Origin of the sequence: Escherichia sp. UTM R2 (assembly GCF_048593455.1) — a bacterium.
In the GTDB taxonomy this organism is placed as follows: domain Bacteria; phylum Pseudomonadota; class Gammaproteobacteria; order Enterobacterales; family Enterobacteriaceae; genus Escherichia; species Escherichia coli.
On record NZ_JBFWDY010000002.1, the window covers coordinates 374,770 to 394,943 of the forward strand.

25 protein-coding genes are annotated in these 20,174 nt (G+C 50.2%); 16 read left to right on the plus strand and 9 right to left on the minus strand.

Translation table 11 applies throughout. The annotated features are described in order from the left end of the window. Nucleotides 1–37: 37 nt before the first annotated feature. The 4 genes from kefG to slyD all read left to right on the plus strand — a co-directional run bounded on the left by kefG (nt 38) and on the right by slyD (nt 3,289). Nucleotides 38–589, plus strand: a complete 552-nt coding sequence (gene kefG, locus AB4H76_RS02510; RefSeq protein ID WP_001297514.1) for a glutathione-regulated potassium-efflux system ancillary protein KefG — start codon at nt 38–40, stop codon at nt 587–589. Then, nucleotides 589–2,394, plus strand: a complete 1,806-nt coding sequence (gene kefB / locus AB4H76_RS02515; protein ID WP_085452726.1) for a glutathione-regulated potassium-efflux system protein KefB — start codon at nt 589–591, stop codon at nt 2,392–2,394. The genes kefG and kefB overlap by 1 nt, the downstream gene beginning before the upstream one ends. A gap of 9 nt (nt 2,395–2,403) precedes the next feature. Further along, entirely contained in the window at nt 2,404–2,604 is a 201-nt protein-coding gene (locus AB4H76_RS02520) for a YheV family putative zinc ribbon protein (protein WP_001007730.1), read from the plus strand. Between the two features lie 94 nt (nt 2,605–2,698). Beyond that, nucleotides 2,699–3,289: a peptidylprolyl isomerase gene (gene slyD / locus AB4H76_RS02525; protein WP_000861334.1), complete on the plus strand. Its 591-nt coding sequence runs from the start codon at nt 2,699–2,701 to the stop codon at nt 3,287–3,289. Between the two features lie 48 nt (nt 3,290–3,337). Here slyD and AB4H76_RS02530 read toward each other — a convergent pair whose 3' ends face one another. Further along, nucleotides 3,338–3,556, minus strand: a complete 219-nt coding sequence (locus AB4H76_RS02530) for a protein SlyX (protein WP_001153615.1) — start codon at nt 3,554–3,556, stop codon at nt 3,338–3,340. Nucleotides 3,557–3,776: 220 nt separating this feature from the next. Between AB4H76_RS02530 and fkpA the strand changes: the two genes are divergently transcribed. From fkpA to bfr, 12 genes are all read left to right on the plus strand, one after another. Continuing rightward, a complete protein-coding gene (gene fkpA, locus AB4H76_RS02535) occupies nt 3,777–4,589 on the plus strand; it encodes an FKBP-type peptidyl-prolyl cis-trans isomerase (protein ID WP_000838261.1) in 813 nt (270 codons plus the stop codon). A gap of 166 nt (nt 4,590–4,755) precedes the next feature. Next, nucleotides 4,756–5,478: a helix-turn-helix transcriptional regulator gene (locus AB4H76_RS02540; RefSeq protein ID WP_000091466.1), complete on the plus strand. Its 723-nt coding sequence runs from the start codon at nt 4,756–4,758 to the stop codon at nt 5,476–5,478. Next, a complete protein-coding gene (tusD, locus tag AB4H76_RS02545; RefSeq protein ID WP_001209689.1) occupies nt 5,478–5,864 on the plus strand; it encodes a sulfurtransferase complex subunit TusD in 387 nt (128 codons plus the stop codon). The genes AB4H76_RS02540 and tusD overlap by 1 nt, the downstream gene beginning before the upstream one ends. Continuing rightward, nucleotides 5,864–6,223, plus strand: coding sequence for a sulfurtransferase complex subunit TusC (gene tusC, locus AB4H76_RS02550; protein ID WP_001753124.1), 360 nt, complete (start codon nt 5,864–5,866; stop codon nt 6,221–6,223). Before tusD ends, tusC begins: the two co-directional genes overlap by 1 nt. A gap of 7 nt (nt 6,224–6,230) precedes the next feature. After that, nucleotides 6,231–6,518, plus strand: coding sequence for a sulfurtransferase complex subunit TusB (gene tusB / locus AB4H76_RS02555; RefSeq protein ID WP_001753123.1), 288 nt, complete (start codon nt 6,231–6,233; stop codon nt 6,516–6,518). A 125-nt stretch (nt 6,519–6,643) separates the two neighbouring features. Beyond that, nucleotides 6,644–7,018, plus strand: coding sequence for a 30S ribosomal protein S12 (gene rpsL / locus AB4H76_RS02560; RefSeq protein ID WP_000246815.1), 375 nt, complete (start codon nt 6,644–6,646; stop codon nt 7,016–7,018). Between the two features lie 96 nt (nt 7,019–7,114). Continuing rightward, on the plus strand, nt 7,115–7,585 hold the full coding sequence (gene rpsG / locus AB4H76_RS02565) for a 30S ribosomal protein S7 (protein ID WP_001138043.1): 471 nt from the start codon (nt 7,115–7,117) through the stop codon (nt 7,583–7,585). Nucleotides 7,586–7,681: 96 nt separating this feature from the next. Beyond that, complete coding sequence (fusA, locus tag AB4H76_RS02570; protein ID WP_000124700.1) at nt 7,682–9,796, plus strand: elongation factor G; 2,115 nt, start codon at nt 7,682–7,684, stop codon at nt 9,794–9,796. Nucleotides 9,797–9,866: 70 nt separating this feature from the next. Continuing rightward, complete coding sequence (gene tuf / locus AB4H76_RS02575; protein ID WP_000031783.1) at nt 9,867–11,051, plus strand: elongation factor Tu; 1,185 nt, start codon at nt 9,867–9,869, stop codon at nt 11,049–11,051. 291 nt (nt 11,052–11,342) lie between these two features. Beyond that, nucleotides 11,343–14,036, plus strand: a complete 2,694-nt coding sequence (chiA, locus tag AB4H76_RS02580) for a bifunctional chitinase/lysozyme (RefSeq protein ID WP_001402584.1) — start codon at nt 11,343–11,345, stop codon at nt 14,034–14,036. A 168-nt stretch (nt 14,037–14,204) separates the two neighbouring features. Then, nucleotides 14,205–14,399, plus strand: a complete 195-nt coding sequence (gene bfd / locus AB4H76_RS02585; protein ID WP_000289085.1) for a bacterioferritin-associated ferredoxin — start codon at nt 14,205–14,207, stop codon at nt 14,397–14,399. A 71-nt stretch (nt 14,400–14,470) separates the two neighbouring features. Further along, nucleotides 14,471–14,947 carry a bacterioferritin gene (bfr, locus tag AB4H76_RS02590; RefSeq protein ID WP_000675504.1) on the plus strand — a complete coding sequence of 159 codons (477 nt, stop codon included), beginning with the start codon at nt 14,471–14,473 and terminating at the stop codon, nt 14,945–14,947. Between the two features lie 28 nt (nt 14,948–14,975). Here the strand turns inward: bfr and gspO are convergent, their stop codons facing one another. The 8 genes from gspO to gspG are packed head-to-tail and all read right to left on the minus strand — an operon-like array spanning nt 14,976 to nt 20,173. Then, nucleotides 14,976–15,653 (minus strand): prepilin peptidase GspO, encoded by a 678-nt coding sequence (gspO, locus tag AB4H76_RS02595; protein WP_000178161.1) that lies wholly within the window; start codon nt 15,651–15,653, stop codon nt 14,976–14,978. Next, a complete protein-coding gene (gspM, locus tag AB4H76_RS02600) occupies nt 15,653–16,114 on the minus strand; it encodes a type II secretion system protein GspM (protein WP_001295161.1) in 462 nt (153 codons plus the stop codon). Before gspM ends, gspO begins: the two co-directional genes overlap by 1 nt. Then, nucleotides 16,111–17,274, minus strand: a complete 1,164-nt coding sequence (gene gspL, locus AB4H76_RS02605) for a type II secretion system protein GspL (protein ID WP_001115228.1) — start codon at nt 17,272–17,274, stop codon at nt 16,111–16,113. Before gspL ends, gspM begins: the two co-directional genes overlap by 4 nt. A 14-nt stretch (nt 17,275–17,288) precedes the next feature. After that, nucleotides 17,289–18,272, minus strand: coding sequence for a type II secretion system minor pseudopilin GspK (gene gspK, locus AB4H76_RS02610; RefSeq protein ID WP_001058522.1), 984 nt, complete (start codon nt 18,270–18,272; stop codon nt 17,289–17,291). Then, entirely contained in the window at nt 18,265–18,852 is a 588-nt protein-coding gene (gene gspJ / locus AB4H76_RS02615; RefSeq protein WP_000610634.1) for a type II secretion system minor pseudopilin GspJ, read from the minus strand. The genes gspK and gspJ overlap by 8 nt, the downstream gene beginning before the upstream one ends. Then, nucleotides 18,845–19,222 carry a type II secretion system minor pseudopilin GspI gene (gspI, locus tag AB4H76_RS02620; RefSeq protein WP_001041743.1) on the minus strand — a complete coding sequence of 126 codons (378 nt, stop codon included), beginning with the start codon at nt 19,220–19,222 and terminating at the stop codon, nt 18,845–18,847. Before gspI ends, gspJ begins: the two co-directional genes overlap by 8 nt. Further along, nucleotides 19,219–19,728 (minus strand): type II secretion system minor pseudopilin GspH, encoded by a 510-nt coding sequence (gene gspH / locus AB4H76_RS02625; protein ID WP_001076044.1) that lies wholly within the window; start codon nt 19,726–19,728, stop codon nt 19,219–19,221. Before gspH ends, gspI begins: the two co-directional genes overlap by 4 nt. A gap of 7 nt (nt 19,729–19,735) precedes the next feature. Then, nucleotides 19,736–20,173 (minus strand): type II secretion system major pseudopilin GspG, encoded by a 438-nt coding sequence (gspG, locus tag AB4H76_RS02630; protein ID WP_001202874.1) that lies wholly within the window; start codon nt 20,171–20,173, stop codon nt 19,736–19,738. Between the last annotated feature and the right edge of the window lies 1 nt (nt 20,174).

Sequence of the window (20,174 nt, forward strand, 5' to 3'; positions counted from 1 at the left end):
AGCGACTATACACAAAAACCATACCGGGAGGGGGATGATGTCTCAGCCAGCGAAAGTTTTGCTGCTGTATGCCCATCCGGAATCTCAGGACTCGGTGGCAAACCGGGTGCTGCTTAAACCGGCTACGCAGCTCAGCAATGTTACCGTGCACGACCTTTACGCGCACTATCCCGATTTTTTTATTGATATCCCCCGTGAGCAGGCATTACTGCGCGAGCACGAGGTGATTGTCTTTCAGCATCCTCTTTATACCTATAGCTGCCCGGCGCTACTGAAAGAGTGGCTGGACCGGGTATTAAGCCGTGGTTTTGCCAGCGGGCCAGGAGGAAACCAACTGGCGGGAAAGTACTGGCGTAGCGTGATTACCACCGGCGAGCCGGAAAGTGCTTACCGTTATGACGCATTGAATCGCTACCCGATGAGCGATGTTCTGCGCCCCTTTGAACTGGCGGCGGGCATGTGCCGGATGCATTGGTTAAGTCCCATCATTATTTACTGGGCGAGACGGCAAAGCGCACAGGAGCTGGCGAGCCACGCCAGAGCCTACGGTGACTGGCTGGCAAATCCGCTGTCTCCAGGAGGCCGCTGATGGAAGGTTCCGATTTTTTACTTGCAGGAGTGCTGTTTCTCTTCGCGGCGGTGGCTGCGGTGCCGTTGGCATCGCGGCTGGGTATTGGCGCTGTGTTGGGATATTTGCTGGCAGGGATTGCAATTGGCCCGTGGGGGCTGGGGTTTATTAGCGACGTCGATGAGATCCTCCACTTTTCGGAACTCGGCGTGGTGTTCCTGATGTTTATCATCGGCCTTGAGTTGAATCCCTCCAAGCTTTGGCAACTGCGGCGTTCGATTTTTGGCGTAGGCGCGGCACAGGTGCTGTTAAGCGCGGCGTTGCTGGCGGGATTATTGATGCTGACGGATTTCGCCTGGCAGGCGGCGGTGGTCGGTGGCATTGGCCTTGCGATGTCTTCAACTGCAATGGCGTTGCAATTGATGCGTGAGAAAGGGATGAATCGCAGCGAATCCGGGCAGCTAGGTTTTTCGGTTCTGCTGTTTCAGGATCTGGCGGTGATCCCGGCACTGGCGTTAGTGCCGTTGTTGGCGGGTTCGGCAGACGAAAATTTCGACTGGATGAAGATCGGCATGAAGGTGCTGGCGTTTGTCGGCATGCTGATTGGCGGGCGCTATTTATTGCGTCCGGTATTTCGTTTTATTGCAGCTTCTGGCGTGCGGGAAGTGTTCACCGCCGCGACGCTGCTGCTGGTATTGGGTTCCGCATTGTTTATGGATGCGCTGGGGCTGTCGATGGCGCTCGGTACGTTTATTGCGGGCGTGCTGCTGGCGGAAAGTGAATATCGCCATGAACTGGAAACGGCTATCGATCCCTTCAAAGGCTTGCTGCTCGGTTTGTTCTTTATCTCTGTCGGCATGTCGCTCAATCTCGGGGTGCTTTATACCCATCTGTTGTGGGTAGTGATAAGCGTGGTTGTGCTGGTGGCGGTGAAAATTCTCGTGTTGTATCTGCTGGCGCGATTGTATGGCGTGCGTAGCTCAGAGCGGATGCAGTTTGCTGGCGTGTTGAGTCAGGGCGGCGAGTTTGCCTTTGTCCTCTTTTCTACCGCTTCTTCGCAACGCTTATTCCAGGGCGACCAGATGGCGCTGTTGCTGGTGACGGTGACGCTTTCCATGATGACCACGCCGTTGCTGATGAAGCTGGTGGATAAATGGCTATCCCGCCAGTTTAACGGACCGGAAGAAGAAGACGAAAAACCGTGGGTCAACGATGATAAACCCCAGGTCATTGTCGTGGGCTTCGGGCGTTTTGGTCAGGTGATTGGTCGTTTGCTGATGGCAAATAAAATGCGCATTACTGTGCTGGAGCGGGATATCAGTGCCGTTAACCTGATGCGTAAATATGGCTACAAAGTTTATTACGGCGACGCCACGCAGGTCGATCTTTTACGTTCTGCGGGTGCAGAGGCCGCTGAGTCTATCGTCATTACCTGTAACGAGCCGGAAGACACCATGAAGCTGGTGAAAATATGCCAGCAGCACTTTCCGCATTTGCATATTCTTGCGCGAGCGCGCGGACGTGTGGAAGCGCATGAGTTATTACAGGCAGGGGTGACGCAGTTTTCCCGTGAAACATTCTCCAGTGCGTTAGAGCTGGGGCGCAAGACGCTGGTCACGCTTGGCATGCATCCGCATCAGGCACAGCGGGCGCAATTGCATTTTCGCCGCCTGGATATGCGGATGCTGCGAGAGCTCATCCCAATGCATGCCGATACCGTACAAATTTCTCGCGCCAGGGAAGCCCGACGCGAACTGGAAGAGATTTTCCAGCGTGAAATGCAACAAGAACGACGCCAGCTGGACGGCTGGGATGAATTTGAGTAGAGGGTAAAGATGGCAATCCGAAAACGTTTTATTGCGGGCGCAAAATGCCCAGCCTGTCAGGCACAGGATTCAATGGCGATGTGGCGCGAAAATAATATTGATATTGTTGAATGTGTTAAGTGCGGACATCAGATGCGAGAAGCAGACAAAGAAGCCCGCGATCACGTTCGCAAAGATGAGCAAGTGATCGGGATTTTTCATCCGGACTAGCGATATGAGCCGAGTTTTTTTAAGCTAGTGAGTACACGGCTGCAGAATTCCGCTACAATCTGCGCCACTATTCTTCCCATGCTCAGGAGATATCATGAAAGTAGCAAAAGACCTGGTGGTCAGCCTGGCCTATCAGGTACGTACAGAAGACGGTGTGTTGGTTGATGAGTCTCCGGTGAGTGCGCCGCTGGACTACCTGCATGGTCACGGTTCCCTGATCTCTGGCCTGGAAACGGCGCTGGAAGGTCATGAAGTGGGCGACAAATTTGATGTCGCTGTTGGCGCGAACGACGCTTACGGTCAGTACGACGAAAACCTGGTGCAACGTGTTCCTAAAGACGTATTTATGGGCGTTGATGAACTGCAGGTAGGTATGCGTTTCCTGGCTGAAACTGACCAGGGTCCGGTACCGGTTGAAATCACTGCGGTTGAAGACGATCACGTAGTGGTTGATGGTAACCACATGCTGGCCGGTCAGAACCTGAAATTCAACGTTGAAGTTGTGGCGATTCGCGAAGCGACCGAAGAAGAACTGGCTCATGGCCACGTTCACGGCGCGCACGATCATCACCACGATCACGACCACGACGGTTGCTGCGGCGGTCATGGCCACGATCACGGTCATGAACACGGTGGCGAAGGCTGCTGTGGCGGTAAAGGCAACGGCGGTTGTGGTTGCCACTAATACCGAAAAGGTGACAAAAAAGCGGGGAATCCCCGCTTTTTTTACGCCTCAATAATGTGGCGGTGGCGTTTCTTCAGCCTGCGACGCGATGTTCGACGGCTGGCTGGCTTTTAACTTCTCGGTCAGCAGACGCAGATGATCGCGCAGTTTCGCCATCTCCATTTCATGAGCGGTCACCGTGACGTTCAGTTCTTCAATGGTGATTTCCTGAAAAGCCAGTCGGCTCTCCAGCTCTGCCAGGCGTGCTTCCAATGATAAATCCTGCATGATTCACCTCTTTTGTCGAATGGTCGCCGCGGATTCTACTTAACTTTGCTGCCCGAGACAGCACTCATTTCGCGGTCATCGAAACTAATTTAAACAAAAAGAGTCTGAAAATAGATGATAATAGGGCGTGTCTGTATGTAGATTTGTTCGACAACGCTTTATAGTACCCTTCTGATAATAGTTAACCCTGGGGTGAGATGCCCCGATCCTGGAGATATGGATGAAATCACTGTTTAAAGTAACGCTGCTGGCGACCACAATGGCCGTTGCCCTGCATGCACCAATCACTTTTGCTGCTGAAGCTGCAAAACCTGCTACAACTGCTGACAGCAAAGCAGCGTTCAAAAATGACGATCAGAAATCAGCTTATGCACTGGGTGCTTCGCTGGGTCGTTACATGGAAAACTCTCTTAAAGAACAAGAAAAACTGGGCATCAAACTGGATAAAGATCAGCTGATCGCTGGTGTTCAGGATGCATTTGCTGATAAGAGCAAACTCTCCGACCAAGAGATCGAACAGACTCTGCAAGCATTCGAAGCTCGCGTGAAGTCTTCTGCTCAGGCGAAGATGGAAAAAGACGCGGCTGATAACGAAGCAAAAGGTAAAGAGTACCGCGAGAAATTTGCCAAAGAGAAAGGTGTGAAAACCTCTTCAACTGGTCTGGTTTATCAGGTAGTAGAAGCCGGTAAAGGCGAAGCACCGAAAGACAGCGATACTGTTGTAGTGAACTACAAAGGTACGCTGATCGACGGTAAAGAGTTCGACAACTCTTACACCCGTGGTGAACCGCTCTCTTTCCGTCTGGACGGTGTTATCCCGGGTTGGACAGAAGGTCTGAAGAACATCAAGAAAGGCGGTAAGATCAAACTGGTTATTCCACCAGAACTGGCTTACGGCAAAGCGGGTGTTCCGGGGATCCCACCGAATTCTACCCTGGTGTTTGACGTAGAGCTGCTGGATGTGAAACCAGCGCCGAAGGCTGATGCAAAGCCGGAAGCTGATGCGAAAGCCGCAGATTCTGCTAAAAAATAAGCATTAAGAACCGCCGCCTGACCAGGCGGCGGTTTTTTTATTACAGGCCGGATATAATTAGTGCTGGAAAGCGGAACCTCCGCTGTATTAATTTAGTTACCCGCATCATTAATGAGCCTGCCCTGAAAAGTTAACGACAGGCTCCTGAAAAGGAGTGTTTTTTTTCATGTCCAGGTCGCTTTTAACCAACGAAACCAGTGAGTTGGATTTACTGGATCAACGTCCTTTCGACCAGACCGATTTTGATATTCTGAAATCCTACGAAGCGGTGGTGGACGGGTTAGCGATGCTTATTGGCTCCCACTGTGAAATCGTTTTGCACTCTTTGCAGGATCTAAAATGTTCAGCCATTCGCATTGCTAACGGTGAACATACAGGCCGGAAGATTGGTTCGCCAATTACTGACCTGGCGCTACGTATGCTGCACGATATGACGGGAGCGGATAGCAGCGTTTCTAAATGCTACTTTACTCGCGCCAAAAGCGGCGTATTAATGAAGTCCCTGACTATCGCGATTCGTAACCGCGAACAGCGTGTAATTGGTCTGCTGTGCATCAATATGAATCTTGATGTTCCCTTCTCGCAGATTATGAGCACTTTTGTGCCGCCAGAAACCCCGGATGTCGGTTCAAGCGTCAACTTTGCCTCTTCTGTCGAAGATCTGGTTACCCAAACGCTGGAGTTCACCATCGAAGAAGTGAATGCCGATCGCAATGTTTCTAATAACGCCAAAAATCGTCAGATCGTGCTGAATCTCTACGAGAAAGGGATCTTCGATATTAAAGATGCGATCAACCAGGTTGCTGACCGCCTGAACATCTCCAAACACACTGTCTATCTCTACATCCGCCAGTTCAAGAGCGGTGATTTCCAGGGGCAAGATAAGTAATGCGTTTTGCCATCGTGGTGACCGGACCAGCATACGGTACGCAACAGGCGAGTAGTGCTTTTCAGTTTGCGCAGGCGCTGATAGCAGAAGGCCATGAGTTAAGCAGCGTCTTTTTCTATCGGGAAGGGGTCTATAACGCTAACCAATTGACCTCACCGGCAAGCGACGAATTTGACCTTGTGCGCGGCTGGCAACAGTTGAATGCGCAACATGGTGTGGCGCTGAATATCTGCGTAGCGGCAGCGTTACGCCGCGGTATCGTCGATGAAACGGAGGCCGGAAGACTGGGGCTGGCTTCGTCCAACCTTCAGCCGGGATTTACCTTAAGCGGACTTGGCGCGCTGGCGGAAGCCTCGCTGACCTGTGACAGGGTGGTACAGTTCTGATGAAACGAATTGCGTTTGTTTTTTCTACTGCGCCTCATGGTACAGCCGCAGGCCGGGAAGGTTTAGATGCTTTACTGGCAACTTCCGCATTAACTGACGATCTGGCTGTCTTCTTTATTGCTGATGGCGTTTTTCAGCTGCTGCCAGGACAAAAGCCCGATGCAGTGCTGGCGCGTGATTACATTGCCACTTTTAAATTGTTGGGTCTGTACGACATTGAACAGTGCTGGGTTTGTGCGGCTTCACTGCGCGAACGCGGGTTAGATCCGCAGACACCCTTTGTTGTCGAAGCCACGCCGCTCGAAGCAGATGCCTTACGCCGCGAACTTGGCAACTACGATGTAATTTTGAGGTTTTGAGGCGTTTATGCTGCACACATTACATCGCTCACCCTGGCTGACGGATTTTGCTGCGCTGCTGCGTCTGCTCAGTGAAGGCGACGAACTGCTGTTATTGCAAGATGGCGTAACTGCCGCAGTTGACGGTAACCGCTACCTTGAAAGTCTGCGTAATGCCCCCATTAAGGTCTATGCGCTGAACGAAGACCTTATTGGCCGCGGTTTGACTGGTCAAATTTCGAACGACATCATTCTCATTGACTATACTGATTTCGTCAGACTTACGGTTAAGCACTCCAGCCAGATGGCCTGGTGATTGCGGGATCGTTGTATATTTCTTGACACCTTTTCGGCATCGCCCTAAAATTCGGCGTCCTCATATTGTGTGAGGACGTTTTATTACGTGTTTACGAAGCAAAAGCTAAAACCAGGAGCTATTTAATGGCAACAGTTAACCAGCTGGTACGCAAACCACGTGCTCGCAAAGTTGCGAAAAGCAACGTGCCTGCGCTGGAAGCATGCCCGCAAAAACGTGGCGTATGTACTCGTGTATATACTACCACTCCTAAAAAACCGAACTCCGCGCTGCGTAAAGTATGCCGTGTTCGTCTGACTAACGGTTTCGAAGTGACTTCCTACATCGGTGGTGAAGGTCACAACCTGCAGGAGCACTCCGTGATCCTGATCCGTGGCGGTCGTGTTAAAGACCTCCCGGGTGTTCGTTACCACACCGTACGTGGTGCGCTTGACTGCTCCGGCGTTAAAGACCGTAAGCAGGCTCGTTCCAAGTATGGCGTGAAGCGTCCTAAGGCTTAATGGTTCTCCGTTAAGTAAGGCCAAACGTTTTAACTTAAATGTCAAACTAAACTCGTAGAGTTTTGGACAATCCTGAATTAACAACGGAGTATTTCCATGCCACGTCGTCGCGTCATTGGTCAGCGTAAAATTCTGCCGGATCCGAAGTTCGGATCAGAACTGCTGGCTAAATTTGTAAATATCCTGATGGTAGATGGTAAAAAATCTACTGCTGAATCTATCGTATACAGCGCGCTGGAGACCCTGGCTCAGCGCTCTGGTAAATCTGAACTGGAAGCATTCGAAGTAGCTCTCGAAAACGTGCGCCCGACTGTAGAAGTTAAGTCTCGCCGCGTTGGTGGTTCTACTTATCAGGTACCAGTTGAAGTCCGTCCGGTTCGTCGTAATGCTCTGGCAATGCGTTGGATCGTTGAAGCTGCTCGTAAACGCGGTGATAAATCCATGGCTCTGCGCCTGGCGAACGAACTTTCTGATGCTGCAGAAAACAAAGGTACTGCAGTTAAGAAACGTGAAGACGTTCACCGTATGGCCGAAGCCAACAAGGCGTTCGCACACTACCGTTGGTAATCCCTTCGGAGTTTTAGTCACCAGGCGGGCGCTTCCAGTAAGCAGCCCGCTTTGGGCTACTTAAATTGAACGCCTAAAAGATAAACGAGGAAACAAATGGCTCGTACAACACCCATCGCACGCTACCGTAACATCGGTATCAGTGCGCACATCGACGCCGGTAAAACCACTACTACCGAACGTATTCTGTTCTACACCGGTGTAAACCATAAAATCGGTGAAGTTCATGACGGCGCTGCAACCATGGACTGGATGGAGCAGGAGCAGGAACGTGGTATTACTATCACTTCCGCTGCGACTACTGCATTCTGGTCTGGTATGGCTAAGCAGTATGAGCCGCATCGCATCAACATCATCGACACCCCGGGGCACGTTGACTTCACAATCGAAGTAGAACGTTCCATGCGTGTTCTCGATGGTGCGGTAATGGTTTACTGCGCAGTTGGTGGTGTTCAGCCGCAGTCTGAAACCGTATGGCGTCAGGCAAACAAATATAAAGTTCCGCGCATTGCGTTCGTTAACAAAATGGACCGCATGGGTGCGAACTTCCTGAAAGTTGTTAACCAGATCAAAACCCGTCTGGGCGCGAACCCGGTTCCGCTGCAGCTGGCGATTGGTGCTGAAGAACATTTCACCGGTGTTGTTGACCTGGTGAAAATGAAAGCTATCAACTGGAACGACGCTGACCAGGGCGTAACCTTCGAATACGAAGATATCCCGGCAGACATGGTTGAACTGGCTAACGAATGGCACCAGAACCTGATCGAATCCGCAGCTGAAGCTTCTGAAGAGCTGATGGAAAAATACCTGGGTGGTGAAGAACTGACTGAAGCAGAAATCAAAGGTGCTCTGCGTCAGCGCGTTCTGAACAACGAAATCATCCTGGTAACCTGTGGTTCTGCGTTCAAGAACAAAGGTGTTCAGGCGATGCTGGATGCGGTAATTGATTACCTGCCATCCCCGGTTGACGTACCTGCGATCAACGGTATCCTGGACGACGGTAAAGACACTCCGGCTGAACGTCACGCAAGTGATGACGAGCCGTTCTCTGCACTGGCGTTCAAAATCGCTACCGACCCGTTTGTTGGTAACCTGACCTTCTTCCGTGTTTACTCCGGTGTGGTTAACTCTGGTGATACCGTACTGAACTCCGTGAAAGCTGCACGTGAGCGTTTCGGTCGTATCGTTCAGATGCACGCTAACAAACGTGAAGAGATCAAAGAAGTTCGCGCGGGCGACATCGCTGCTGCTATCGGTCTGAAAGACGTAACCACTGGTGACACCCTGTGTGACCCGGATGCGCCGATCATTCTGGAACGTATGGAATTCCCTGAGCCGGTAATCTCCATCGCAGTTGAACCGAAAACCAAAGCTGACCAGGAAAAAATGGGTCTGGCTCTGGGCCGTCTGGCTAAAGAAGACCCGTCTTTCCGTGTATGGACTGACGAAGAATCTAACCAGACCATCATCGCGGGTATGGGCGAACTGCACCTCGACATCATCGTTGACCGTATGAAGCGTGAATTCAACGTTGAAGCGAACGTAGGTAAACCGCAGGTTGCTTACCGTGAAACTATCCGCCAGAAAGTTACCGATGTTGAAGGTAAACACGCGAAACAGTCTGGTGGTCGTGGTCAGTATGGTCATGTTGTTATCGACATGTACCCGCTGGAGCCGGGTTCAAACCCGAAAGGCTACGAGTTCATCAACGACATTAAAGGTGGTGTAATCCCTGGCGAATACATCCCGGCCGTTGATAAAGGTATCCAGGAACAGCTGAAAGCAGGTCCGCTGGCAGGCTACCCGGTAGTAGACATGGGTATTCGTCTGCACTTCGGTTCTTACCATGACGTTGACTCCTCTGAACTGGCGTTTAAACTGGCTGCTTCTATCGCCTTTAAAGAAGGCTTTAAGAAAGCGAAACCAGTTCTGCTTGAGCCGATCATGAAGGTTGAAGTAGAAACTCCGGAAGAGAACACCGGTGACGTTATCGGTGACTTGAGCCGTCGTCGTGGTATGCTCAAAGGTCAGGAATCTGAAGTTACTGGCGTTAAGATCCACGCTGAAGTACCGCTGTCTGAAATGTTCGGATACGCAACTCAGCTGCGTTCTCTGACCAAAGGTCGTGCATCATACACTATGGAATTCCTGAAGTATGATGAAGCGCCGAGTAACGTTGCTCAGGCCGTAATTGAAGCCCGTGGTAAATAAGCCTAAGGGTTAATACCAAAGTCCCGTGCTCTCTCCTGAAGGGGAGAGCACTATAGTAAGGAATATAGCCGTGTCTAAAGAAAAATTTGAACGTACAAAACCGCACGTTAACGTTGGTACTATCGGCCACGTTGACCACGGTAAAACTACTCTGACCGCTGCAATCACCACCGTACTGGCTAAAACCTACGGCGGTGCTGCTCGTGCATTCGACCAGATCGATAACGCGCCGGAAGAAAAAGCTCGTGGTATCACCATCAACACTTCTCACGTTGAATATGACACCCCGACCCGTCACTACGCACACGTAGACTGCCCGGGGCACGCCGACTATGTTAAAAACATGATCACTGGTGCTGCTCAGATGGACGGCGCGATCCTGGTAGTTGCTGCGACTGACGGCCCGATGCCGCAGACTCGTGAGCACATCCTGCTGGGTCGTCAGGTAGGCGTTCCGTACATCATCGTGTTCCTGAACAAATGCGACATGGTTGATGACGAAGAGCTGCTGGAACTGGTTGAAATGGAAGTTCGTGAACTTCTGTCTCAGTACGACTTCCCGGGCGACGACACTCCGATCGTTCGTGGTTCTGCTCTGAAAGCGCTGGAAGGCGACGCAGAGTGGGAAGCGAAAATCCTGGAACTGGCTGGCTTCCTGGATTCTTACATTCCGGAACCAGAGCGTGCGATTGACAAGCCGTTCCTGCTGCCGATCGAAGACGTATTCTCCATCTCCGGTCGTGGTACCGTTGTTACCGGTCGTGTAGAACGCGGTATCATCAAAGTTGGTGAAGAAGTTGAAATCGTTGGTATCAAAGAGACTCAGAAGTCTACCTGTACTGGCGTTGAAATGTTCCGCAAACTGCTGGACGAAGGCCGTGCTGGTGAGAACGTAGGTGTTCTGCTGCGTGGTATCAAACGTGAAGAAATCGAACGTGGTCAGGTACTGGCTAAGCCGGGCACCATCAAGCCGCACACCAAGTTCGAATCTGAAGTGTACATTCTGTCCAAAGATGAAGGCGGCCGTCATACTCCGTTCTTCAAAGGCTACCGTCCGCAGTTCTACTTCCGTACTACTGACGTGACTGGTACCATCGAACTGCCGGAAGGCGTAGAGATGGTAATGCCGGGCGACAACATCAAAATGGTTGTTACCCTGATCCACCCGATCGCGATGGACGACGGTCTGCGTTTCGCAATCCGTGAAGGCGGCCGTACCGTTGGCGCGGGCGTTGTTGCTAAAGTTCTGGGCTAATTACACGTTAATTAGTTTCGAATTAAAAAGGGCGCTTCGGCGCCCTTTTTGCATTTGTTGGCTGTATATCTAATTCGTACTGTCAGAACGAATAAATTATTCATATTTAAAATATCAATTCAATTTAATATTTTAAATATGAATGTTTCTGTTTTTAAAATTCTTCATTTGTCAGGCTTTTTTCTTATTTTTAATGCCTCACTTTAATTCATATTGAAGGGTTCTCGTAAAACGTAAATAATTCCTGCGTAGGACTTTTGTTTTGCAGTTTTTACGTCACAAGGGATTATAATGAAATTAAATATATTTACTAAATCTATGATTGGTATGGGGCTGGTGTGTTCCGCTCTGCCAGCATTGGCAATGGAAGCATGGAATAACCAACAAGGTGGTAATAAATATCAGGTTATTTTCGATGGCAAAATTTATGAAAATGCCTGGTGGGTTTCTTCTACAAATTGCCCGGGAAAAGCGAAAGCAAATGATGCAACTAACCCGTGGCGTTTAAAGCGTACCGCAACAGCTGCTGAAATTAGTCAGTTTGGCAATACACTTTCCTGCGAAAAGAGCGGCAGCTCATCTTCTTCAAATTCAAATACGCCTGCATCCAATACGCCGGCTAATGGCGGTTCGGCTACACCAGCACAGGGCACTGTTCCGTCTAATTCTTCTGTAGTTGCCTGGAATAAACAGCAGGGCGGTCAGACCTGGTATGTCGTCTTTAATGGTGCGGTATATAAAAATGCCTGGTGGGTAGCCTCTTCTAACTGTCCGGGTGATGCGAAAGGCAATGATGCCAGCAACCCATGGCGTTATGTTCGTGCCGCTACGGCAACGGAAATCTCAGAAACCAGTAATCCACAGTCCTGTACTTCAGCACCACAGCCTGCACCGGATGTGAAACCGGCACCGGACGTTAAACCGGCTCCTGATGTTCAGCCAGCCCCAGCTGATAAGTCAAACGACAACTATGCTGTAGTAGCCTGGAAAGGTCAGGAAGGTTCTTCTACATGGTACGTTATCTATAACGGCGGCATTTATAAGAACGCCTGGTGGGTAGGCGCGGCAAATTGCCCAGGCGATGCGAAAGAAAACGATGCCAGTAACCCATGGCGTTATGTTCGCGCGGCAACGGCAACAGAAATCAGCCAGTATGGTAACCCTGGCTCCTGTTCCGTTAAGCCGGATAATAATGGCGGTACTGTGACTCCGGTTGATCCAACTCCGGAAACACCGGTGACCCCAACTCCGGATAACAGCGAGCCATCAACACCAGCGGATAGCGGTAACGATTACTCATTGCAAGCGTGGAGCGGCCAGGAAGGTAGCGAAATTTACCATGTTATTTTCAATGGTAATGTTTACAAGAACGCCTGGTGGGTTGGGTCTAAAGATTGCCCACGGGGTACCAGCGCTGAAAACTCCAATAACCCATGGCGTCTCGAGCGTACAGCTACCGCTGCGGAATTGAGTCAGTACGGTAACCCGACTACCTGTGAAATTGATAACGGCGGCGTCATTGTTGCGGATGGTTTCCAGGCCAGCAAAGCGTACAGCGCGGACAGCATCGTAGATTATAACGATGCACATTATAAAACTTCTGTCGATCAAGACGCATGGGGCTTTGTCCCGGGCGGCGATAACCCGTGGAAGAAATACGAACCGGCGAAAGCATGGTCCGCATCCACTGTGTACGTGAAAGGTGATCGCGTTGTTGTTGATGGGCAGGCTTATGAAGCGCTGTTCTGGACGCAAAGTGACAACCCTGCTCTGGTGGCGAACCAAAACGCCACCGGTAGCAATAGCCGCCCGTGGAAGCCGTTAGGTAAGGCTCAGAGCTATAGCAACGAAGAGCTGAATAATGCGCCGCAGTTTAATCCAGAAACGCTTTATGCCAGCGATACGCTGATTCGCTTTAACGGTGTGAACTACATTTCTCAGAGTAAAGTGCAGAAAGTTTCTCCTTCTGACAGCAACCCGTGGCGTGTTTTTGTTGACTGGACCGGAACCAAAGAACGTGTAGGTACGCCGAAGAAAGCATGGCCGAAACACGTTTATGCACCGTATGTTGACTTTACGCTGAATACGATCCCGGATTTGGCTGCGCTGGCTAAGAATCATAACGTCAACCACTTCACGCTGGCATTTGTGGTGAGTAAAGATGCGAACACCTGTCTGCCGACATGGGGTACCGCTTATGGTATGCAGAATTACGCTCAGTACAGCAAAATCAAAGCTCTGCGTGAGGCTGGCGGCGATGTGATGCTGTCTATCGGTGGTGCTAACAACGCTCCGCTGGCTGCTTCCTGTAAGAACGTAGACGATCTGATGCAGCATTATTATGACATCGTTGATAACCTGAACCTCAAAGTCCTGGACTTCGATATCGAAGGCACCTGGGTTGCGGATCAGGCATCTATTGAACGTCGTAACCTTGCTGTGAAGAAAGTGCAGGATAAATGGAAGTCAGAAGGCAAAGATATTGCTATCTGGTACACCTTGCCAATTCTGCCGACTGGCCTGACGCCGGAAGGGATGAATGTCCTGAGCGATGCCAAAGCGAAAGGTGTTGAGCTGGCGGGTGTGAACGTGATGACAATGGACTACGGTAACGCGATTTGTCAGTCTGCAAATACCGAAGGCCAGAACATTCACGGTAAGTGTGCAACGTCTGCGATTGCCAACCTGCATTCACAATTGAAAGGCCTCCATCCCAATAAGAGCGATGCAGAAATTGACGCTATGATGGGTACCACGCCGATGGTTGGCGTGAACGACGTTCAGGGCGAGGTGTTCTATCTCTCTGATGCTCGTCTGGTCATGCAGGATGCGCAGAAGCGTAATCTCGGTATGGTTGGTATCTGGTCAATCGCGCGCGACCTGCCGGGCGGCACTAACCTGTCTCCGGAATTCCACGGCCTGACTAAAGAACAGGCACCGAAGTACGCATTTAGCGAAATCTTCGCGCCGTTTACTAAGCAATAAATGTGTTGGCGATACCTTCCAGTATCGCCGCATTTTTTGTCAATGGGCTACTTTTGGTAGCCCATTATTTTTATTCATATTTCTATTCTTTGCTTAAAAAAGAGTCTTTCCGTAATTGAAATAAGAACTATTTTCATTTATTTTTGAAGAAAGTATACGGGAGTCTCTATGTACGTTTGTCTTTGTAATGGTATCAGCGATAAAAAAATTCGTCAGGCTGTGCGCCAGTTTTCCCCTCACTCGTTCCAGCAATTAAAAAAATTTATTCCGGTCGGCAATCAGTGCGGTAAATGTGTCCGGGCCGCGCGTGAAGTGATGGAGGATGAATTAATGCAGCTGCCGGAGTTTAAGGAGTCCGCATAAACGGAGTGTGTTTTTTGACTTACTCGTAAGCCGTTCTACTCTTCAAAGAGTGGAAGCGAAGGAGTCAAAAAATGAAAGGTGATACTAAAGTTATAAATTATCTCAACAAACTGTTGGGAAATGAGCTTGTCGCAATCAATCAGTACTTTCTCCATGCCCGAATGTTTAAAAACTGGGGTCTCAAACGTCTCAATGATGTGGAGTATCATGAATCCATTGATGAGATGAAACACGCCGATCGTTATATTGAGCGCATTCTTTTTCTGGAAGGTCTTCCAAACTTACAGGACCTGGGCAAACTGAACATTGGTGAAGATGTTGAGGAAATGCTGCGTTCTGATCTGGCACTTGAGCTGGATGGCGCGAAGAATTTGCGTGAGGCAATTGGTTATGCCGATAGCGTTCATGATTACGTCAGCCGCGATATGATGATAGAAATTTTGCGTGATGAAGAAGGCCATATCGACTGGCTGGAAACGGAACTTGATCTGATTCAGAAGATGGGCCTGCAAAATTATCTGCAAGCACAGATCCGCGAAGAAGGTTGAGCCGTGTCGGGAGGGAGAACCCTCCCGGTTAATAAGAGATCCAGGCCAGATACCCCAGGTTTATCATGCTGCCGAGCGCAAGCCACGGGCCGAATGCGATAGTGGTTATAGTCCGGCGTTGCAGAAGTTGTGAAACGATGGCGTAACCAATGCCACCCAGCGAGGCAATCAGCAGTATCATTGGCAACGTTTGCCAGCCACACCATGCGCCTGCAGCGGCCAGTAGCTTGAAATCACCGTAGCCCAATCCCTCTTTGTGACAAACTAACCAGACGCCCCAGTAAACACACCACAGCACCCCATAGCCCGCTACCGCGCCGTAAACCGCATCATGTAAATCAATTAATCCATACTGCGCATTAAATACCAAGCCAAGCCAGAGCAGCGGTAAGGTGAGTTTGTCGGGCAGGAGCTGAGTGCGAAAATCAATAACACTGAGCGTGAGTACGAAACAGAAATAGAGAAAGAGTGCGCCAGTCACGATGGGCGTGAAAGGTGCCAGGGCGCAGGCGATAGCAGCAGCAACACAAAGTATCAGGGGCACTGTATCATGCCAGGCATATTTTTTTTGCCTGAAATGAACCAATACCTGGCGAAACGTTAACGCCGTTTTATCCTCCAACGGCGAGAGGTGATAGGCGATGGCATTAACAAAATAACCTGCAATAAAACCAACCAGAATGAAGAGCGGCAGTAGCATTGTCATTATTGTTGCTCCCTGAAGGACAAATGCCTGAGGGTGATCTCTTCGTTTCCGGCAAGAGTAAACTGAAGGTCTTCAATAACAATACCGTATGTTACCTGTGCCGTAGTGAGCCAGCGGGAGACGTTTTCGAGGGGAGCTGTGACAGGATGAATTGTCAGAGTATTGTCCGGGCCGTTTTCCAGCGTGATAGCCAAATTCTCACGTTTTGCTTCCTCGAGAAGGATATTTTTGATGGGCTGCGTAAGCGCAGGATGACCGAGTAAACCATGGGTGCTCGCTTGATCCTGCATCCATTTGATGTCCTTCTTAATTTTTTGCGCGTGGGACTGATGCTCTGCAATGTAGGTATCTATCGGTTTTATCACCCCAAGCCAACAAAAAACGCCGAGCGAGAGAACCGCCAGTGCCGCAACGATCTGTTTTTCCGATGTGGATTTTTCTGCCCACCATGATTTAATCATTTCCCTGAGTTCCTTACTGTCCATACACCACTGACCGGATCTTTTTCTGTTTTTTCCATCGGAAGCCAGGACTGTGTTAACTCACAGAAACGATCGATATTGGCTTCACTCTTAGCACTCATTTTTAAGGTCAGCGACTTTTGCTTCTGGCTATAGTTCGCCTCCATTAACTGCAGTTCAGGGTGTTCCAGCAGAAGTGTTTGTAAATGATAGAGCAACGGTACAGCTTCAGGATATTGCTGAGCGAGTTGCTGCTTAAAGTAAAAATGAAAGTTGTGGGTGCGTTTGATCTGCGGGAAATAACGTTGCCAGGTTTCTTGCTGTTGTTGCTGAAGTTGATCTTCAATCTTAAGCGTATGCCAGAGCGCGATGCTCCGGCTGCCAACAAAAGAAAGAATGGCGAGAACGAGACAGCTTACTGCCAGGCGGGCGAGCCATTTTCCCGATTTGCTTACAGTTTTCTGTTTACGAAAAATACCATGCAGCATGTCATAGCGCTGGAATGCAATATCGGCAGAATACAAACTCAGTGATGGTATTTCAGGATGCTGGATAAGTGGATTGGCCGCTGCAACGCCGTGAGGTACTACACCATAACAAAGCATATTCTCAGGCGGAAACTGGGCAGCAAGATGCTGTAACCAGTGTTCATCCAGTTCGTTGAAGGCATGTGCGGCACTGCGAATGAGCCAGCTTGTTTGCTGGTTAACCAGAGTCCAGCTATCTACTTCCCAGGGAAGATAGCAGCCATCTGGCAAAACCCGCGTCACGTTGAGTCCGGCAGTATGTAAACGCTCAAGATAGCGACCGAGTTTCTCCGACTGAATGCCTATCACCTCGACACTTTCGTTTTGTTTATCGACAACCGTCCAGTGCCAGTCCTGGGTGTTGTCGGGTAACGTCTCCTCTGCCAGCCATTGTAATGTTTGTGCGGTGAGTTTGTATTTGGCGTTGGGCAGCGTGAGGGAACGATATAAAAGGCCCTCTGGTGGGATCAAAAGATGAACATTTCCGGCACCGGGCTGATCGGCCAGCGACTCCAGCGGAAGATCGTCCGTGAGCGTATGTACCGAAGATACGCTATCTGCGGAGAACGTCATCCATTCCCAATGCTTACGCAGCGTCGAGGAAGAACGTATGACCATCAACGATTCAGGCATCACGATCCTTATGATTAGTAGAGTTGCAGCGTACGCCGATAGATTTGGGCGCTCTGCTGTTTACGGTTGAAGAAAATATGGCTTTGCCATCCCTGGGATTGTTCGTCGCTGATACTTTCCGTACTCAGCGTAAAATAGCGGCTATAGGGAAAGAGATGCCTTTTCACCTGAGCAACCAGTGGCTTCACACCGGAGAAATCCTGCTGCGCCCAGTAAAGAAATGCATCCGTGGTTAGCCAGCCTTCCCTCGGCCTTTTTTGCAATAAGACCCGAGCGTCAGCATCCGTGATGTTATTGAGGAATAACGCTCTGAAGAGCGGAATATCGTTCTCCGTTAGCATATTAAGATTGATGCTAAGTTCCGTGGTCGGGAGAACGCAGACATACGGGATAAGCCGCTGATAGATGTTTTCGGTTATGCCTTTTATCTGACGTAATTCGCCAGTCAGAAAAAGCATCTGATTGGCACTATGCCGGGGCGGCGTCTGGCTTTGGTAAAAGCTATCTTCTGCGCCGTGAAAGCGTGGTGAGTCATCGACATCAATATAGTCAGCGATTGATTGCACGATCTCATCGGTGTTTCCGCGATCGATACCGGCGTTAATCAGCAGCGCACTGAATACCTGGGCGGGGAAATCAGGGGAAGCCAGCGGGTCGTCAGAGATTTTTGCTAACGCATTGAGATTAAAACAGTGCTGGGCATCGCGTAACTGCCACTTCACTGTATTGCCATCTTCCAGCTGCAACTGTTGTGGCTGTGCCCAGTACTGCTGCAACGTGGTCTGTCTGTCGTTATCTTTAACGTCCTGGGTGAGGCTGGCAAGCGCAAGTTTCTCCGCCAGTTCAATATCATATTGCCGTTGCAGATGATGGTTTACCTGGCGGGTTCGCTGAAGCTGGCTGTGAAAACTGAGCGTCATGTCTGCTGCCAGAGCAGCCATGAGCGCCAGTAACATGAGTACAATGAGCAGCGCGACGCCGCGTTGTTCATTATTCATGGTTATTATTCCCGGCCTGCGTCTGAGCTGGCGACTCTTCTCTCGCTAACTGCTCAGGTAATGCAAAACGGCGCTGTAACCCCCCATATTGCTGAGTCTGCAGATGTAACGTGACTGAGAGAGGAAGTTCCTGGCTTTCCCCGCTGTTACTTTCCAGAAGAAAGCTCTCGACATGTTCCAGCATCGCCTGGGCGGGTTGATCCTTCCTGCCATCCACAGAAGTACGAACAGCACGGTAGAGCGTATGATTTCGCAGATACCAGTGAACAGTGAGTAAGGTTTGTGCTTCACTGAGAGGAGCCAGCGGATCGCGACTTTGCGTGGTAAAAATAGCTTCTTCACCCAACACCATGATTTTGTCCGTACTCCGATTCCTCCGGGCGACCAGCTGCAGGAGATCGTTATCAAGAATGGTGATGGTGCGCTGTAGCTGATTGAACTGCTGGATTTCTTTCTGTGAGCGTTGATGCAACTCGGAAGCTTGCGAAAAAATCATAAACGCCAGCACGCTAAGCATTGAGAAAATCGCCAGCGCCGCCATGACCTCCAGCAATGTGAAACCCTGCTGGCGATTAATCATCTTGTGCCTGCCCGGATTTATTATCGATGCTTTGATAACGCGTAAGCGAGGTTGTCTGACCGCTGGGTAATGTCACCGTTATGGTGCGTTCCAGAAGCGTGCCGTCTTTGCTTGAGTGGATATCGCTGCGCCAGTTCCACTCTTCGCCATTTATTAACTCTTTGCCAGAACTGGACGTGTTTTCCTCGCCGAATGAATCTTGTGACTGAAGCTGGTTATCCGCTATCCACAATGCCAGCGTCTCGTTACGCATTCGCTCGATGGCATTTCGTTGCCCTTGCATACTGCTCATTAAAGTCAGAGCAACAGCGGTGAAAATACTCATCGCCAGTAAGACTTCAAGCAGTGTCATCCCTGATTGTTTGTTCATGGGCGGGTATCTCTGGCGAGCGTTTGATCCAGGGGCCATGAGCCTGAACAGACTAACGTCAGGAGCGGCTCACCGGTCCCGGCGTTAGCCATCAACAAAGAGAAGGGCGTGATTTGTCCGTCGGCCAGAATCACAACCTGTGGCTGGTTGCTGTCATCAGGTTTAAATGGCTGAAGATGAATTGAGAGTTCTTCATCCCAGTCATTTTGGCTCTCGTCTGCGGCATCTTCTTGTAATGGAACCCAGCGCCAGGCTGATGGTGTTTTGCCCGGTACCATAATGCGCCATGCTGAATCAGAGAAATGGATACCGACAGGCTGACCACTGAGCGTGGCGCGGTCGATGGCTAATTCAAGTGCAGCGGTAAACCGCGCCGCTGTTTCGCGCGCACGAGTGTTGGCGACATCCTCCCGGCCATATGTGAAGAGCACCACGCTTGCCGTGATAGCGACCAGCGCCAGCACCAGCATCATCTCCAGCAGGGTAAACCCGCGTTGCTGATTCATCGCTGACTTACTTTTTCTTCTTGCTCAAACCCCAGTTGGTGATGTCGTCCTCGGTTCCCATTTCACCATCGGGCCCTGCTGAAAGCAGATCGTATGCACCATGTTCACCAGGATTAACGAGGACATAATCATTGCCCCAGGGATCGGCAGGCAGACGCTTGATATAACCTTCCTTGTTATAGTTTGCGGCCAGCGGTGGCAGTGTCGGCGCTTCTACTAAGGATTCAAGCCCCTGATTTGTGGTTGGATAGTGATGATTGTCGAGTTTGTACATATCAAGGGCGTTTTCCAGCGCCACAATATCGCTGACGGCTTTTTGCTTATCCGCCTTTTCTTTATTGCCCATTAGGTTAGGAACCACCAGGCTGGCAAGTACGCCGATAATGACGATCACCACCATAATTTCCAGTAATGTAAAACCGCGTTGCTTATCCGTTGCGCGCATA